The organism is Neisseria polysaccharea, assembly GCF_963392925.1.
Classification (GTDB): domain Bacteria; phylum Pseudomonadota; class Gammaproteobacteria; order Burkholderiales; family Neisseriaceae; genus Neisseria; species Neisseria polysaccharea.
The window spans coordinates 175,090-189,470 of record NZ_CAUJNZ010000001.1 but is presented as its reverse complement, the minus strand read 5'-3'; the positions used below and the strand labels follow the sequence as shown (position 1 = coordinate 189,470).

Below are 14,381 nucleotides of genomic sequence, written 5' to 3'. Positions count from 1 at the left end.
GGAAATTTTAAAGTACACCCATAATGGAAAAAATATTTTATCAAATTAGCGACCCCACACAAAATGTTCCCGAAGGAGATGACATTTGGATAGATCAATTGAAACAAGAGAATATAATGTGCGATTGTGGAAATATCATTAAACATACAGCAATTGATGTCTTTCTAAATGAAAAAATAAAAAAAAGTTTTGCTCCAATTACCTACGCAAGAGGTACATTTATTGGAATGTTACATAAAGATATTGTTTCATTACTGGGCATTCAAAATATTGAGAATGTATATTTTGTAGGAAAGGTTTATGATGTAAACAAAACTGTATCCAAAGAATACATTTCAGTTGTTCCAAAATTTAGAATTTATATAAGGGGAGGGAAAGAATCAACTTGTAGTATATGTGAAAAGTGCGGAGTCGTTTTATATTTTCCTTTGCCATTAAATAGTTGGTATATTGTGGATAAATCTATCCCAAATCTCACTTTCTTTCCAAGCGCTTTAACAGGTATTATTGTGAATGACGAAATTTTAAAACAAATAAAAAAATCAGGAATTAAAAGAATTGGATATGAAAAATTGCCAGTATTAAAAGAAGCAATTGATGGTCACAATAGTTGTTTTGGGGCTTTGCCACCGGAATAATGACCTTTTCGGCAAAATCAAGAGTACTCGCAATGTCTTAGTTCCCTCAATATCACTCGCATCATCAAAAGCTGCTAAAAAATCTGCATCCCAAAGTTCTCTAATCCGATTTTGAATGTATTGAGAAACCCATGCCCCCAAATTTCGAGTATTATCTTTCAACTGTGCTACTCCTGCACCGGCTGTTAACTCCCATTCTGTAAACCCAACCGCTTTTCCGATAAAACCATAGTGTATATTTAGACCACAAATCATAGAAAAACAAGAAATGTTGATTCTTATCACAAGACCAATGTTTATACCCTTGAAGTCTTTGTATTGCCTTCTTGTGATCCCAAGGACATCCTGCCACGTATTACCTTAAAATCCCGCTGATTCGGCTATAATACGCCCCTTCGCAACCGCCCCGGCGGCAGAAATGCCGTCTGAAACCAAATCTGAGGATATTCATGAAAAAACCCCAACGCGGCTACGCCCGCCAAGACCGTGTCAAAGAACAAATTATGCGCGAGCTTGCCGAACTCGTCCGTACCGGACTGAAAGACCCCCGCGCCGGCTTCATCACCATTAACGAAGTCGAAGTCACCCGAGATTACAGCCATGCCACCGTGTTCTATACGGTTTTAAACCAAGACGCGCGCGAAATTACGGAAGAAGTGCTGGAACACGCACGCGGACACCTCCGCAGCGAATTGGCCAAACGCATCAAGCTGTTCAAAATCCCCGAGCTGCATTTCAAATACGACGAATCCTTGGAACACGGTTTGAACCTGTCCGCCCTTATCGATCAAGTAGCGGCGGAAAAACCGGTTGAAGACTGATACTGCTAAAATGAACAATCTGATTCCCGAACATTTAGCCGCCTATGCACATAGTGATAGCCTGCAAATTGAAGGCAGGCATCGTTGCTTTTCATTATCCTGCCAAGGTAGAGATACTTTCCACATCCGTTACTATGGAGAGCCTTTTGACGGATTGATTACCGATACTGATAAGGCTCCGGTAAAAATTGTGGCGGTAGAAGCTGTAAGCGGCGATGAAATCGTATTGTTTGATGGCGCGGAACATGGCTATAACGCTATGTTTTGCGACAAATATAGCCCAAATCAAAAGCAAAACAGAACGTTAACTGATTTGGATGAGTATGCTTACCGGGTTCTGATCCATCTTTATTACAATATAGACTACGAAGATGAATATGAAGATTTCGTCAATTCTGAAGGACAAGTCCCCTTAATTGATGGCCGAATCATTAGTTTTGACTCATTAAAACGAAATGGCTTTGATGCAATCGGCGTTGATCTAATTGATGAAAAACACTCTGTTCGTGAATTATTGAATGAAGAATTAAGCTGACACGCAGGCCGTCCGAACCCTTTCAGACGGTCTGAACATTAATATTCCCTAATTAATATGAGCAATAAACCCACCAAACGCCCGGTCAACGGCGTTCTTCTTCTCGACAAACCCGAAGGCCTTTCCAGCAACACCGCCCTACAAAAAGCGCGGCGTTTGTTCCGTGCCGAAAAAGCCGGACACACCGGCGTGCTCGACCCTTTGGCAACCGGACTTTTGCCCGTTTGCTTCGGCGAAGCGACCAAGTTCGCCCAATATCTGATTGATGCCGATAAAGCCTACACCGCCACGCTGAAACTCGGCGAAGCCAGCAGCACGGGTGATGCCGAAGGCGAAATCGTTGCCACCGCCCGCGCCGATATTTCCTTAGCCGAATTTCAGACGGCCTGCCAAGCACTGACAGGCAACATCCGCCAAGTGCCACCAATGTTTTCCGCGCTCAAACACGAAGGTAAACCGCTGTACGAATACGCGCGCAAAGGCATCGTCATCGAACGCAAGCCGCGCGACATTACCGTTTACGCCATCGATATTACCGAGTTTGACGCGCCCAAAGCCGTCATCGACGTACGTTGCAGCAAAGGCACCTACATCCGCACTTTGAGCGAAGACATCGCCAAACACATCGGCACGTTCGCCCACCTGACCGCCCTGCGCCGCACCGAAACCGCCGGTTTTACCATCGCCCAAAGCCACACGCTTGAGGCCTTGGCAAATTTGAACGAAACAGAACGCGACAGCTTGCTGCTGCCCTGCGACGTATTGGTTGCCCATTTTCCCCAAACCGTTTTAAACGATTATGCCGTCCATATGCTCCGCTGCGGACAACGTCCGCGTTTCGAGGAAGACCTACCTTCCGATACGCCGGTACGCGTTTACACGGAAAACGGCCGCTTTGTCGGTCTGGCGGAATATCAAAAGGAAATATGCCGTCTGAAAGCCTTGCGCCTGATGAACACGGCGGTATCCGCCGCCTGAACGGGAATGAAAAATATGATGCCGTCCGAACCCTGTGTTCAGACGGCATCGTATTTTTCAGTATCTAAACCGTTTCCCTACCCCAATCTTTACCCCTTAAAATCGAGGCATCGACATCTTGAATATCGCGGTGTCCCGTAAACGCCATAGATATATCCATTTCTTTATACAGGATTTCCAGCGCACGGGTTACGCCTTCTTCACCATACGCACCCAAACCATACAGAAACGCCCGGCCTATCATCGTACCTTTCGCGCCCAAAGCCCATGCTTTGAGGATGTCCTGACCGTTGCGGATGCCGCTGTCCATCCAAACTTCGATGTCGCTGCCGACTGCGCTGACGATGTCGGGCAAGGCTTTGATGGCAGACACGGTATCGTCGAGCTGGCGGCCGCCGTGGTTGGAAACAACCAATGCGTCCGCGCCGCTTTTCGCTGCTTTTTCCGCGTCTTCGGGTTCCATAATGCCTTTGATAATCAGCTTGCCGCCCCACAAATCTTTAATGCGGGCGACGTCGTCCCAGCTCAGGCGCGGGTCGAATTGTTCGGATGTCCAAGAAGACAGCGAGGACAAATCGCCGACGTTTTTGGCGTGTCCGACGATATTGCGGAACGTGCGGCGTTCCGTGTTCAGCATTTTCATGCACCATTCGGGCTTGGTCGCCAGATTGATTAAATTGGCGATGGTCGGTTTCGGCGGCGCGGACAGGCCGTTTTTGATGTCTTTGTGGCGCTGACCCAAAACCTGCAAATCGGCGGTCAAAACCAACGCCGAACATTTGGCATCTTTCGCGCGCTTAATCAGGTTTTCCATAAACTCGCGGTCGCGCATCACATAAAGCTGAAACCAAAACGGCGCGCTGGTGTTTTCGGCAACGTCTTCAATCGAACAAATGGACATGGTGGACAACGTAAACGGAATACCAAACTTCTCCGCCGCACGCGCCGCCAAAATTTCGCCGTCTGCGTGAGCCATACCGGTAAAGCCCGTCGGCGCAATCGCCACCGGCATTTTCACATCCTGCCCGATCATTTTGGTTTCGAGGCTGCGTCCCTCCATATTGACCAATACCTTTTGTCGGAAGCGGATATCTTTGAAATCCGAAGTATTTTCCCGATAAGTCGTTTCCGTCCACGAACCTGAATCGATGTAATCGTAAAACATACGCGGCATTTTGCGCTTGGCAACGCGGCGCAAGTCTTCGATGCAGGTCATTTTGCTCAAATCACGTTTCATCTTGTTTTTCCCTGTTTGACAGCCTGATGGAATATGCCGTCTGAAACTGCTTGAGCCTTCAAACGGCATTTCAGGCAATACCCAAATAAATCACTAAGATTTAGATAATCTATATCAATATCAAAAATAAATCAAATCGTTTTAAAGCCGCTTGCCGGCAAAACACCCCAACCGCCGCTCCTCAAAAAACATAATCGACTGATTCAAAAAACAAAACAAATAAAGCAAAATCAGACTATACCGCCATTTAAACAAACAATCGGCAACAGATCCCCCATACTTGACTGAAACACTCAGATATTGGACAATTCCGCCCACTATAAAAAAGCCGACACGGGCAACCACCACCATGAGACTGACCACCAAAGGGCGTTTCGCCGTTACCGCTATGCTGGATTTGGCGATGAACGCGCAAACCGGCGCCGTCAAACTCAGTGCCATCAGCGAACGCCAAAATATATCCCTCTCCTATCTCGAGCAATTGTTCGGCAAACTCCGCCGCGCCGGACTGGTTGAAAGCCTGCGCGGGCCCGGCGGCGGCTACATCCTCGCCGCCCCTCCCGCACAAATCAACATCGCCCAAATCATTTCCGCCGCCGAAGACCGGCTGGACGCGACCCAATGCGGCAGCAAAGCCAACTGCCACCACGGCGCGCCCTGCCTGACGCACGACCTTTGGGAGAATTTAAACAAAACCATCAACGACTACCTCGGCAGCGTTACCCTGCAAAGCATCATCGAACAGAAAAACAACGGCGACGGCAGCCGCGTCGTCCAATTTACACACATCCATTAAATAACACCCGAAAAAGAAAGAGCAAACCATGACCGTCAAAACCCCCGTTTACCTCGACTACGCCGCCACCACCCCCGTTGACAAACGCGTTGCCGAAAAAATGATTCCCTATCTAACCGAAACCTTCGGCAACCCCGCCTCCAACAGCCACGCATTCGGCTGGGAAGCAGAAGAGGCCGTCGAAAAAGCCCGTGCCGACATCGCCGCCCTGATTAATGCCGACCCTAAAGAAATCATCTTCACCAGCGGCGCGACCGAGTCCGACAACCTCGCCATCAAAGGCGCGGCAAACTTCTACAAAACCAAAGGCAAACACCTCATCACCGTCAAAACCGAACACAAAGCCGTTTTAGATACAATGCGCGAACTCGAACGCCAAGGTTTTGAAGTAACCTACCTCGGCGTTCAAGAAAACGGTTTGATTGATTTGGAAGAACTCAAAGCCGCCATCCGCGACGACACCATCCTGATTTCCGTAATGTGGGTAAACAACGAAATCGGCGTGGTGCAAGACATTCCCGCCATCGGCGAAATCTGCCGCAAACGCAAAATCGTCTTCCACGTCGATGCCGCCCAAGCCTGCGGCAAAGTGCCTGCCGATGTCGAAGCCGCCAAAATCGACCTGCTCTCGATGTCCGCGCACAAAGTGTACGGCCCCAAAGGCATCGGCGCGCTGTACGTCCGCCGCAAACCCCGCGTCCGCCTCGAAGCCCAAATGCACGGCGGCGGTCACGAACGTGGCTTCCGCAGCGGCACATTGCCGACCCACCAAATCGTCGGTATGGGCGAAGCCTTCCGCATCGCCAAAGAAGAACTCGAACAAGATATGGCGCACTACCGCAAACTGCGCGACATCTTCCTCAAAGGTATCGAAGGCATCGAAGAAGTCTATATCAACGGCGACCTCGAACACCGCGCTCCGAACAACCTGAACGTCAGCTTCAACTTCGTCGAAGGCGAAAGCCTGATTATGGCAGTGAAAGAACTCGCCGTATCCAGCGGCTCCGCCTGTACTTCCGCCAGTCTCGAACCAAGCTACGTTTTACGCGCACTCGGCCGCAACGACGAATTAGCGCACTCATCCCTACGCATCACCTTCGGCCGCATGACCACCGAAGAAGAAGTCCAATTCGCAGCAGAACTGATTAAATCCAAAATCGGTAAACTGCGCGAACTGTCTCCGCTGTGGGAAATGTTTAAAGAGGGTATCGATTTGAACTCGATTGAATGGGCGGCGCATTAAAGCGTACCAACATGCCGTCCGAACCTTCAGACGGCATTCCAAAAACAAAGCAATCAAGAGAAAAATATGAACGAACAAGATTTAGATTTGGACAACCTCGACAACCTGCTTGACGATTTCGACGGCGTTACCGTGGAAGGCGGCGTCGATTCGGAAAACGACGACGGCTGTGAAGGCGGCGCGTGCAAAATCTAACTCAGGCCGTCTGAAAACCGGCAAACAAACCACTTAAATCATCAAAACATTAAGGAAACCACATCATGGCATACAGCGATAAAGTAATCGACCACTACGAAAATCCCCGCAACGTCGGTACTTTCGACAAAAACGACGAATCTGTCGGCACCGGCATGGTCGGCGCACCGGCCTGCGGCGACGTGATGCGCCTGCAAATCAAAGTGAACGATGAAGGCATCATCGAAGATGCGAAATTCAAAACTTACGGCTGCGGTTCCGCCATCGCTTCGTCCAGCCTGATTACCGAGTGGGTTAAAGGCAAAAGCCTGGATGACGCGCTGGCAATCAAAAACAGCGAAATCGCCGAAGAGTTGGAATTGCCGCCGGTAAAAATCCACTGCTCCATCTTGGCTGAAGATGCGGTAAAAGCGGCCGTTGCCGACTACCGCAAACGTCAGGAAAACAGATAAAGCCCTTCAAACGGCATCGTCCCACAATGCCGTCCGAACCGCCCGCCGCTTCGGGTTCGTCTGAGGCGGTACAACAAGGAAGAAATATGATTACCCTTACCGAGAATGCCGCAAAACACATCAATGACTATCTCGCCAAACGCGGCAAAGGCTTGGGCGTACGCTTGGGTGTGAAAACCAGCGGCTGCTCGGGGATGGCGTACAACCTTGAATTTGTCGATGAAGCCGACGGCGACGACCTGATTTTTGAAGGACACGGCGCACGCATTTATATCGACCCGAAAAGCCTGGTTTATCTGGACGGCACACAAGTCGATTACACCAAAGAAGGTTTGCAGGAAGGTTTCAAATTTGAAAACCCCAATGTCAAAGACTCCTGCGGCTGCGGCGAGAGCTTCCACGTTTAAGGCATAAAAACGGCGGGACAGTATCAAAACCGTCCCGCCATTTTTTCGCTTCCTGCCTGTTGTAGCTGCCTTTGCCTTTCCTTTTCCGTTCCACCTTGTGCCGGAACAAATCGGATTTCACTAAGGCTTTTAAAGCATTGTCGCGTATTTTGCCTTTATTGTGCTGCACTTTGCCGCCCATATTCAGTCCTTTCGTTTAAGAAGCGGCAGATTATAAGGCAAAAACAGTTTTCTGCCAAAATCTTACATTTATCATTCTACTATGTCCCAATATTTCACCCTCTTCCAGATTGAACCCGCTTTCGATATCGACACCGAAAACTTGGAACAAACCTACCGCGCCTTGGCCGCCCGTTTCCATCCCGATAAATTCGCTTCAGCTTCCGCCTTTGAGCAAAAGCAGGCAGTGATGATGTCTTCCACCATCAACGATGCCTACCGCACCTTGAAAAACCCCATCGACCGCGCCGCCTACCTGCTGAAAACATCGGGCATCAATGCCGACGCGCCGGAGCATACCTCTTTCGCCCCCGAATTCCTTATGCAGCAAATGGAATGGCGCGAAACGCTGATGGAGGCACGGGCGGGCAAAGACCTTGAATCCTTGAAAAATCTCGACAACGAAATCCGCGCCGAACAAGAAAAACTGTTCTGCGGTCTGAAACAGTCGTTTGCCCGACAAGATTACGACACCGCCGCACAACAAGTCCGCCAAGGCAGGTTTCTCGACAAACTCCGCAACGAAATTTCCTCGGCATTATAATCCGCACCGTGTTTCAGACGGCATAACCGTTTCGTCCGCCATGCCGTCCGAACATAGCGGCTACCCGCCCACAACAGACAAAAGCCGTGGAGGAACATCAAAAAAATAACATTTTTGCGGGAGGCAATGCCGAACCTCCGCCTGCATCCGTTTTTTAATGACGTGCGCCAGCGTTTCGGCATTGCCCCCATTCTATCCTTTACCGGCAGAAAAGCTTTCTTCGGACGGCATGCCAAAATCGGCATCAGCTTCGGCAAAGACCGTCCCGAAAGCACACATACCTGCACATCAAACTTTTTCAATCCGCCCGTTTTTCCTCCTCGCATTCCCATCCGAAAATATACCGTCTTCACCCACCTGTTCCTCCAAATCGAAAAACGCCAATACGTCCCACCAATCACCGTCATCGGCACGATACGCCATCACAACAATTGAACGATTATGTTAATGCGCGGTCGAGTATCTTTAAGCTGGAAAATGCTAAGGATAATTTGAGTCATCGCTATGAGAAACCAGGTATTGATGACTTAGAAGATATTAGAGATGATATGGAAAAATTTTTAACGACAGGAAAATAAAATGAGACTAGATCCTTATAAAAATGATGTCGGCATGCAGGTTGTTCGAGCGAACAGACTAGGCGATATCAAATTTCTGCAAAAAACGGCAGACAGCGGCCAGTTTGATCCTTTGAAAATCACGCCGTCTGAAAAATGGAGCTATCTGCACCGCATTAATATGAATCCTCACAGTCCTTCAACGCTAGAAACCGTCCGGTTCTATCTGGACAAAGGCGTAGCAGTCAATGCCCAAGATATATACGGCATGACTCCACTACATTACGCCATGCGTGCCAGAAACGGCGATGCAGCATTAGCGTTGCTGGAGGCAGGAGCAAATCCGAATATAGCCGATGAAGACAATATGATTCCTCTAGCAATGATAGGCTATATGCCCGAACGATTAGATGTTTTGAAAGCTATGCTTGATAGTGGTGCTAATGTTCATTTTTTTAATGGAAACGAAACAGTTATAGACAGCTATCGCTCAGATTCAGAACCGGAGCTAATGCCTATCGTGGCATTAATGGAGCAATATGCGTAAGAGACAAAAAGAAGCAAGGCGAAGGCGGCTACCACATCTTCCCCTCCGTCCCGTTTTCCTATGGAAAGGATTATGCCCCGATGCCGTCTGAAATGCCGCCTGTACAAATTTGTGGAAGCCGGACGCTTCTCGCCGCATTTTGCCCGTGCCTTTCAGACGGCATATCCGGCCGCCGCACCGTTTCATGTTGAAATATGCTAAAATAAGCAACAATTTTTTGCCATACGAAACATTGAAACCATGACCGACGCAACCATCCGAAACGACCACAAATTCGCCCTCGAAACCCTGCCCGTCAGCCTTGAAGACGAGATGCGAAAAAGCTATCTCGACTACGCCATGAGCGTCATTGTCGGGCGCGCACTGCCGGACGTGCGCGACGGTCTCAAACCCGTACACCGCCGCGTGCTGTACGCCATGCACGAGCTGAAAAACAACTGGAATGCCGCCTACAAAAAATCGGCGCGCATCGTCGGCGACGTCATCGGTAAATACCACCCCCACGGCGATTCCGCGGTTTACGACACCATCGTACGCATGGCGCAGGATTTTTCGATGCGTTATGTACTGATTGACGGTCAGGGCAACTTCGGCTCGGTTGACGGCGACGGCGCAGCAGCGATGCGTTATACCGAAATCCGCATGGCGAAAATCGCCCACGAAATGCTGGCGGACATCGAAGAAGAAACCGTCAATTTCGGCCCGAACTACGACGGCAGCGAACACGAGCCGCTGGTGTTGCCGACCCGCTTCCCCGCGCTGTTGGTCAACGGCTCGTCCGGTATCGCCGTCGGTATGGCGACCAACATCCCGCCGCACAACCTCACCGACACCATCAACGCCTGTCTGCGTCTTTTGGACGAACCCGAAACCGAAATCGACGAATTGATCAACATCCTGCAAGCCCCCGATTTCCCGACTGGGGCAACCATCTACGGCTTGAGCGGGGTGCGCGAAGGCTATAAAACAGGCCGCGGTCGCGTTGTTATGCGCGGTAAGACCCATATCGAACCCATAGGCAAAAACGGCGAACGCGAAGCCATCATCATCGACGAAATCCCGTATCAGGTGAACAAAGCCAAGCTGGTGGAAAAAATCGGCGAACTGGTGCGCGAAAAAACCTTGGAAGGCGTATCCGACCTGCGCGACGAATCCGACAAATCCGGTATGCGCGTCGTTATCGAATTGAAACGCAACGAAAACGCCGAAGTCGTTTTAAACCAACTCTACAAACTCACCCAGCTTCAAGACAGCTTCGGTATCAACATGGTTGCCTTGGTGGACGGTCAGCCGCGCCTGCTGAACCTGAAACAGATTTTGGCGGAATTCCTGCGCCACCGTCGCGAAGTCGTTACCCGCCGCACCCTGTTCCGCCTGAAAAAAGCACGTCATGAAGGCCATATCGCCGAAGGTAAAGCCGTCGCCTTGTCCAATATCGACGAGATGATTCGGTTGATTAAAGAATCCGCTGACGCGCCTGAAGCCAAAGAAAAACTGCTGTCCCGCGCATGGCGCAGCGGCTTGGTGGAAGACATGTTGAGCCGTACCGACCTCGACCTGCGCATGGCGCGTCCCGAAGGTTTGCCCGCCAATCTCGGCTTACAGGAACAAGGCTATTATCTGAGCGAAATCCAAGCCGACGCCATCCTGCGCATGAGCCTGCGCAACCTGACCGGTCTCGACCAAGAAGAAATCGTCGGCGACTACAAAAACATTATGGCAAAAATCATCGACTATTTGGACATTTTGGCGAAACCGGAACGCATCACCCAAATCATCCGCGAAGAATTGGAAGAAACCAAAACCAATTTCGGCGACGAACGCCGCAGCGAAATCAACCCGTTCGGCGGCGACATTGCCGATGAAGACCTGATTCCGCAACGCGAAATGGTCGTTACCCTGACACATGGTGGCTATATCAAAATCCAGCCGACCACCGACTATCAGGCGCAGCGTCGCGGCGGACGCGGCAAACAGGCTGCCGCCACCAAAGACGAAGACTTTATCGAAACCCTGTTTGTTGCCAACACGCATGATTATTTGATGTGCTTTACCAATTTGGGCAAGTGCCACTGGATTAAGGTTTACAAGCTGCCCGAAGGCGGACGCAACAGCCGCGGCCGTCCGATAAACAACGTCATCCAGTTGGAAGAAGGCGAAAAAGTCAGCGCGATTTTGGCAGTACGCGAGTTTCCCGAAGACCAATACGTCTTCTTCGCCACCGCGCAGGGAATGGTGAAAAAAGTCCAACTTTCCGCCTTTAAAAACGTCCGCGCCCAAGGCATTAAAGCCATCGCTCTCAAAGAAGGCGACTACCTCGTCGGCGCCGCGCAAACCGGCGGTGCGGACGACATCATGCTGTTCTCCAACTTGGGCAAAGCCATCCGCTTCAACGAATACTGGGAAAAATCCGGCAACGACGAAGCGGAAGATGCCGACATCGAAACCGAGGTTTCAGACGGCATCGAAGACGAAACCGCTGACAGCGAAAACGCCCTGCCGAGCGGCAAACACGGTGTTCGCCCGTCCGGCCGCGGCAGCGGCGGTTTGCGCGGTATGCGCCTTCCCGCCGACGGCAAAATCGTCAGCCTGATTACCTTCGCTCCTGAAACCGAAGAAAGCGGTTTGCAAGTTTTAACCGCCACCGCCAACGGATACGGAAAACGCACCCCGATTGCCGATTACAGCCGCAAAAACAAAGGCGGACAAGGCAATATCGCCATCAATACCGGCGAACGAAACGGCGATTTGGTCGCTGCAACCTTGGTCGGCGAAACCGACGATTTGATGCTGATTACCAGCGGCGGCGTGCTTATCCGCACCAAAGTCGAACAAATCCGCGAAACCGGCCGCGCCGCAGCAGGCGTGAAACTGATTAACTTGGATGAAGGCGAAACCTTGGTATCGCTGGAACGTGTTGCCGAAGACGAATCCGAATCCGAACTCTCCGACGCTTCTGTAATTTCCAGTGTAACCGAACCGGAAGCCGAGAACTGAAAATCATCTCCCGATGCCGTCTGAAGATTCAGACGGCATTTATTTTTCCCTCATCCGTCATCCAGCTTCTCACAATATAGCGGATTAACAAAAATCAGGACAAGGCGACGAAGCTGCAGACAGTACGGATAGTACGGAACCGATCCACTTGGTGCTTCAGCACCTTAGAGAATCGTTCTCTTTGAGCTAAGGCGAGGCAACGCCGTACTGGTTTTTGTTAATCCACTATAAAATTTGAAAACAGCTTCCCGACTTTAACTTATCAAAAGCATATTGCATCCTTTTTAAAGGTTATAGAAAAACAATATTGTAAGGATATAATAAATTCCTAATAAAACAATATGTTAATAAAAAAGGTACAGTCAAATCCCTTAAAAGAGGCTACGGCGTACATGACATTTATGCCAACCGGCAGCCTTTAGGCAAAGGCAATATGAACGTCAACTTTGCCGTCAATAATATCGGCAACAAAAAATACCGTTCACACAGCCAACGCTTCCCCGACGGCGACGGGCGTGTACCGTTCTACGAACGCGGCAGAGAGTTTGTCTTCGGTTTGAACTACCGCTTCTAACCTGCCGTTTTAAAGCAATGCCGTCTGAAAGCCTTTCAGACGGCATTTTTTATGGAACTGCCCTGCTCAACAACACGGAATGGACGCCAGATTTCCTGCTCCAATACAGATGTTTTATCGGCTTTTTTACTTCAGAAATAGGAATGTCCAAAACCGACCGAAGGGTTCTCCGTGGAACACCAATACTGAAAGATGGTTTGAGAATATTTCGGCATAGGATTGCATATGTTTCAACACACAGGACGACACATAAAGCGTCGCCCTATGTGTCGTCCTGATTTGGAAGGGGTTACACACTCCCAAATCAAGTCTGATTCTACCGCTCTAAAGGGCGGGGTTTCAACCGAAAAGGAAATACAATGAAACACATCCAGCATCTTGCCCGAATTAGAAAGAAGCCAATAAACCAAACCTTCCCGTCCTTCAAAGCGGAACTCAGCCGTCAGGGAAATTCCGATAAAGCAGGCCGATCCTTTTGTCCCATACAAACCTATGCCGTCTGAAGACCCTTTCAGACGGCATAGGTTGAAAATGCGGCACACCCAAATAAAAAGGGCGGCAAATCGCCGCCCTTCCCTTCAGATTTTCCGCCTATCCCAAACAGCAGACAGGCGAAAAAGCCCTTACCACTGATAACCGACAGATGCGGAAGCACCGAAATGGCCGCGCGAATTGCCGGAAGCCGTGCCTTTGATAATCCAATTTCCGCCGTCGGAAATACTGGAGTAGCCGATGGCATAACCTGCTTCGCCGCGATAAGTGCCGCCGCCGATCGCCATCATACTCTTGCCGGGCAAATACGCCTGAACCAAACCTGCGGTTGCAATCGCTTGGGCGATGCCCGCACGCGCGTTGCCGTCCACATTGTCGATGCGGTTGTTCAAGTTTTGCGCCACGCCTTTAAGTTGTGCAACGTTTGTAACATCCCCCTCTTTAACGCCCGGGGCGACATTGGTAATGCGAACGGGTTTGTTGTCCTTCTTACTGCCGACATTCAATGCGTCCCCATCCACGCTCAAAGTCGGCGCATCCGCCCCCGCACCGAGCGAAACGCTGGAAAACTGCGGAGTCATCGAAGTGGCGATGCCGATATTCTTACCGTTGCGGGTAATCTCGATGTTGTTGCCGGCATCAATGTTGACGGTTTCATCCATCTTTACCTTGCTCGGCGAAACATTGCCGCTGATGACTTTGCCCGAAGAACCTTTAACTACTTTGGAATCCAAATTCCAACCGCTGTTTTGCAGCTGATCGACGTTTACGGCATCGTCCGGTTTCTGACCCCAAGCAACATTGGTAATGACCGTGCCGCCGATGCCTTTATCCAAACCGTTGTCTTTCAGGTATTTGTCTTTCGCTTCAACCCGTGCGACTTCTGCTGCGGCTTTTTGAGCAGCTTCGACAACGGCTTGAGGCTGACCTTTCAGCTCTTTGGCAATCTTGTCGGCAGCATCTTTGGCATATTGGTTCTGCTGCTTGGACAATGCGTCTTTCTGATCGGCAGTCAGCGCGGTATCGTCGGAACGTTTCGCAAGCGGCGTATAACGGTCGCCCTTGTTCTCAGGATCCATGCTGGCAGACTGGCGGACTTTCGCCGGATCGACTTTAGGCTGGGTCTTGTCGGCAGTACCGTCGGCTTTG

Annotated in this window: 18 protein-coding genes and 1 pseudogene; 15 read left to right on the top strand and 4 right to left on the bottom strand. The window is 50.2% G+C overall.

Annotation, left to right across the window (positions count from 1 at the left end; genetic code table 11):
• The first annotated feature begins 23 nt into the window (after positions 1–23).
• Positions 24–638, top strand: a complete 615-nt coding sequence (locus tag RDY34_RS00870; protein WP_025458084.1) for a hypothetical protein — start codon at positions 24–26, stop codon at positions 636–638.
• Here the strand turns inward: RDY34_RS00870 and RDY34_RS10615 are convergent.
• A complete protein-coding gene (locus tag RDY34_RS10615; protein WP_369422235.1) occupies positions 582–893 on the bottom strand; it encodes a polymorphic toxin type 44 domain-containing protein in 312 nt (103 codons plus the stop codon). The two genes, RDY34_RS00870 and RDY34_RS10615, sit on opposite strands and share 57 nt — an antisense overlap.
• Positions 894–1,087: 194 nt before the next feature.
• Between RDY34_RS10615 and rbfA the strand changes: the two genes are divergently transcribed.
• The 3 genes from rbfA to truB are packed head-to-tail and all read left to right on the top strand — an operon-like array spanning position 1,088 to position 2,972.
• Positions 1,088–1,459 carry a 30S ribosome-binding factor RbfA gene (rbfA, locus tag RDY34_RS00865; RefSeq protein WP_308033674.1) on the top strand — a complete coding sequence of 124 codons (372 nt, stop codon included), beginning with the start codon at positions 1,088–1,090 and terminating at the stop codon, positions 1,457–1,459.
• A gap of 10 nt (positions 1,460–1,469) precedes the next feature.
• Complete coding sequence (locus RDY34_RS00860) at positions 1,470–1,994, top strand: hypothetical protein (RefSeq protein ID WP_308033687.1); 525 nt, start codon at positions 1,470–1,472, stop codon at positions 1,992–1,994.
• Positions 1,995–2,051: 57 nt separating this feature from the next.
• A complete protein-coding gene (gene truB / locus RDY34_RS00855; protein ID WP_308074675.1) occupies positions 2,052–2,972 on the top strand; it encodes a tRNA pseudouridine(55) synthase TruB in 921 nt (306 codons plus the stop codon).
• Between the two features lie 64 nt (positions 2,973–3,036).
• Here the strand turns inward: truB and RDY34_RS00850 are convergent, their stop codons facing one another.
• Positions 3,037–4,209: an alpha-hydroxy acid oxidase gene (locus RDY34_RS00850; RefSeq protein ID WP_308074674.1), complete on the bottom strand. Its 1,173-nt coding sequence runs from the start codon at positions 4,207–4,209 to the stop codon at positions 3,037–3,039.
• Between the two features lie 349 nt (positions 4,210–4,558).
• Here RDY34_RS00850 and iscR point away from each other — a divergent pair, with 349 nt between their 5' ends.
• From iscR to iscA, 5 genes are all read left to right on the top strand, one after another.
• Complete coding sequence (gene iscR / locus RDY34_RS00845) at positions 4,559–5,005, top strand: Fe-S cluster assembly transcriptional regulator IscR (protein ID WP_003688879.1); 447 nt, start codon at positions 4,559–4,561, stop codon at positions 5,003–5,005.
• Positions 5,006–5,033: 28 nt separating this feature from the next.
• Positions 5,034–6,248 (top strand): IscS subfamily cysteine desulfurase, encoded by a 1,215-nt coding sequence (locus RDY34_RS00840; RefSeq protein WP_003751101.1) that lies wholly within the window; start codon positions 5,034–5,036, stop codon positions 6,246–6,248.
• 66 nt (positions 6,249–6,314) lie between these two features.
• Entirely contained in the window at positions 6,315–6,443 is a 129-nt protein-coding gene (locus RDY34_RS00835) for a hypothetical protein (protein ID WP_002216985.1), read from the top strand.
• A gap of 65 nt (positions 6,444–6,508) precedes the next feature.
• Positions 6,509–6,895, top strand: coding sequence for a Fe-S cluster assembly scaffold IscU (gene iscU / locus RDY34_RS00830; RefSeq protein WP_002213175.1), 387 nt, complete (start codon positions 6,509–6,511; stop codon positions 6,893–6,895).
• Between the two features lie 86 nt (positions 6,896–6,981).
• A complete protein-coding gene (gene iscA, locus RDY34_RS00825; protein WP_002216984.1) occupies positions 6,982–7,302 on the top strand; it encodes an iron-sulfur cluster assembly protein IscA in 321 nt (106 codons plus the stop codon).
• Here iscA and RDY34_RS00820 read toward each other — a convergent pair.
• Positions 7,262–7,483, bottom strand: a complete 222-nt coding sequence (locus RDY34_RS00820) for an alternative ribosome-rescue factor A (RefSeq protein WP_003751095.1) — start codon at positions 7,481–7,483, stop codon at positions 7,262–7,264. The genes iscA and RDY34_RS00820 overlap by 41 nt on opposite strands.
• An 81-nt stretch (positions 7,484–7,564) precedes the next feature.
• On the opposite strand from RDY34_RS00820, the gene hscB reads away from it, so the two are divergent.
• The 6 genes and pseudogenes from hscB to RDY34_RS00790 form a co-directional block, all read left to right on the top strand.
• On the top strand, positions 7,565–8,065 hold the full coding sequence (hscB, locus tag RDY34_RS00815; RefSeq protein WP_003751093.1) for a Fe-S protein assembly co-chaperone HscB: 501 nt from the start codon (positions 7,565–7,567) through the stop codon (positions 8,063–8,065).
• A 126-nt stretch (positions 8,066–8,191) separates the two neighbouring features.
• Positions 8,192–8,500, top strand: coding sequence for a hypothetical protein (locus tag RDY34_RS00810; RefSeq protein ID WP_003751092.1), 309 nt, complete (start codon positions 8,192–8,194; stop codon positions 8,498–8,500).
• A gap of 144 nt (positions 8,501–8,644) precedes the next feature.
• Positions 8,645–9,169 (top strand): ankyrin repeat domain-containing protein, encoded by a 525-nt coding sequence (locus RDY34_RS00805; protein ID WP_308074673.1) that lies wholly within the window; start codon positions 8,645–8,647, stop codon positions 9,167–9,169.
• A 72-nt stretch (positions 9,170–9,241) separates the two neighbouring features.
• Positions 9,242–9,370, top strand: coding sequence for a hypothetical protein (locus RDY34_RS00800; RefSeq protein WP_265094118.1), 129 nt, complete (start codon positions 9,242–9,244; stop codon positions 9,368–9,370).
• A 39-nt stretch (positions 9,371–9,409) separates the two neighbouring features.
• Positions 9,410–12,166, top strand: a complete 2,757-nt coding sequence (gene gyrA / locus RDY34_RS00795; RefSeq protein WP_003751074.1) for a DNA gyrase subunit A — start codon at positions 9,410–9,412, stop codon at positions 12,164–12,166.
• Between the two features lie 373 nt (positions 12,167–12,539).
• Positions 12,540–12,740, top strand: a pseudogene (locus RDY34_RS00790) (hypothetical protein); the annotation flags it as partial.
• A gap of 623 nt (positions 12,741–13,363) precedes the next feature.
• Here the strand turns inward: RDY34_RS00790 and RDY34_RS00785 are convergent.
• Entirely contained in the window at positions 13,364–14,311 is a 948-nt protein-coding gene (locus tag RDY34_RS00785; protein WP_301000209.1) for a YadA family autotransporter adhesin, read from the bottom strand.
• Positions 14,312–14,381: the final 70 nt, after the last annotated feature.

Bases quoted from the DNA above. Each gene is read 5' to 3' on its own strand.
- RDY34_RS00870 (WP_025458084.1), top strand. From the start codon at position 24: ATGGAAAAAATATTTTATCAAATTAGCGACCCCACACAAAATGTTCCC.
- RDY34_RS10615 (WP_369422235.1), bottom strand. From the start codon at position 893: ATGATTTGTGGTCTAAATATACACTATGGTTTTATCGGAAAAGCGGTT.
- rbfA (WP_308033674.1), top strand. From the start codon at position 1,088: ATGAAAAAACCCCAACGCGGCTACGCCCGCCAAGACCGTGTCAAAGAA.
- RDY34_RS00860 (WP_308033687.1), top strand. From the start codon at position 1,470: ATGAACAATCTGATTCCCGAACATTTAGCCGCCTATGCACATAGTGAT.
- truB (WP_308074675.1), top strand. From the start codon at position 2,052: ATGAGCAATAAACCCACCAAACGCCCGGTCAACGGCGTTCTTCTTCTC.
- RDY34_RS00850 (WP_308074674.1), bottom strand. From the start codon at position 4,209: ATGAAACGTGATTTGAGCAAAATGACCTGCATCGAAGACTTGCGCCGC.
- iscR (WP_003688879.1), top strand. From the start codon at position 4,559: ATGAGACTGACCACCAAAGGGCGTTTCGCCGTTACCGCTATGCTGGAT.
- RDY34_RS00840 (WP_003751101.1), top strand. From the start codon at position 5,034: ATGACCGTCAAAACCCCCGTTTACCTCGACTACGCCGCCACCACCCCC.
- RDY34_RS00835 (WP_002216985.1), top strand. From the start codon at position 6,315: ATGAACGAACAAGATTTAGATTTGGACAACCTCGACAACCTGCTTGAC.
- iscU (WP_002213175.1), top strand. From the start codon at position 6,509: ATGGCATACAGCGATAAAGTAATCGACCACTACGAAAATCCCCGCAAC.
- iscA (WP_002216984.1), top strand. From the start codon at position 6,982: ATGATTACCCTTACCGAGAATGCCGCAAAACACATCAATGACTATCTC.
- RDY34_RS00820 (WP_003751095.1), bottom strand. From the start codon at position 7,483: ATGGGCGGCAAAGTGCAGCACAATAAAGGCAAAATACGCGACAATGCT.
- hscB (WP_003751093.1), top strand. From the start codon at position 7,565: ATGTCCCAATATTTCACCCTCTTCCAGATTGAACCCGCTTTCGATATC.
- RDY34_RS00810 (WP_003751092.1), top strand. From the start codon at position 8,192: ATGCCGAACCTCCGCCTGCATCCGTTTTTTAATGACGTGCGCCAGCGT.
- RDY34_RS00805 (WP_308074673.1), top strand. From the start codon at position 8,645: ATGAGACTAGATCCTTATAAAAATGATGTCGGCATGCAGGTTGTTCGA.
- RDY34_RS00800 (WP_265094118.1), top strand. From the start codon at position 9,242: ATGCCCCGATGCCGTCTGAAATGCCGCCTGTACAAATTTGTGGAAGCC.
- gyrA (WP_003751074.1), top strand. From the start codon at position 9,410: ATGACCGACGCAACCATCCGAAACGACCACAAATTCGCCCTCGAAACC.
- RDY34_RS00785 (WP_301000209.1), bottom strand. From the start codon at position 14,311: ATGGATCCTGAGAACAAGGGCGACCGTTATACGCCGCTTGCGAAACGT.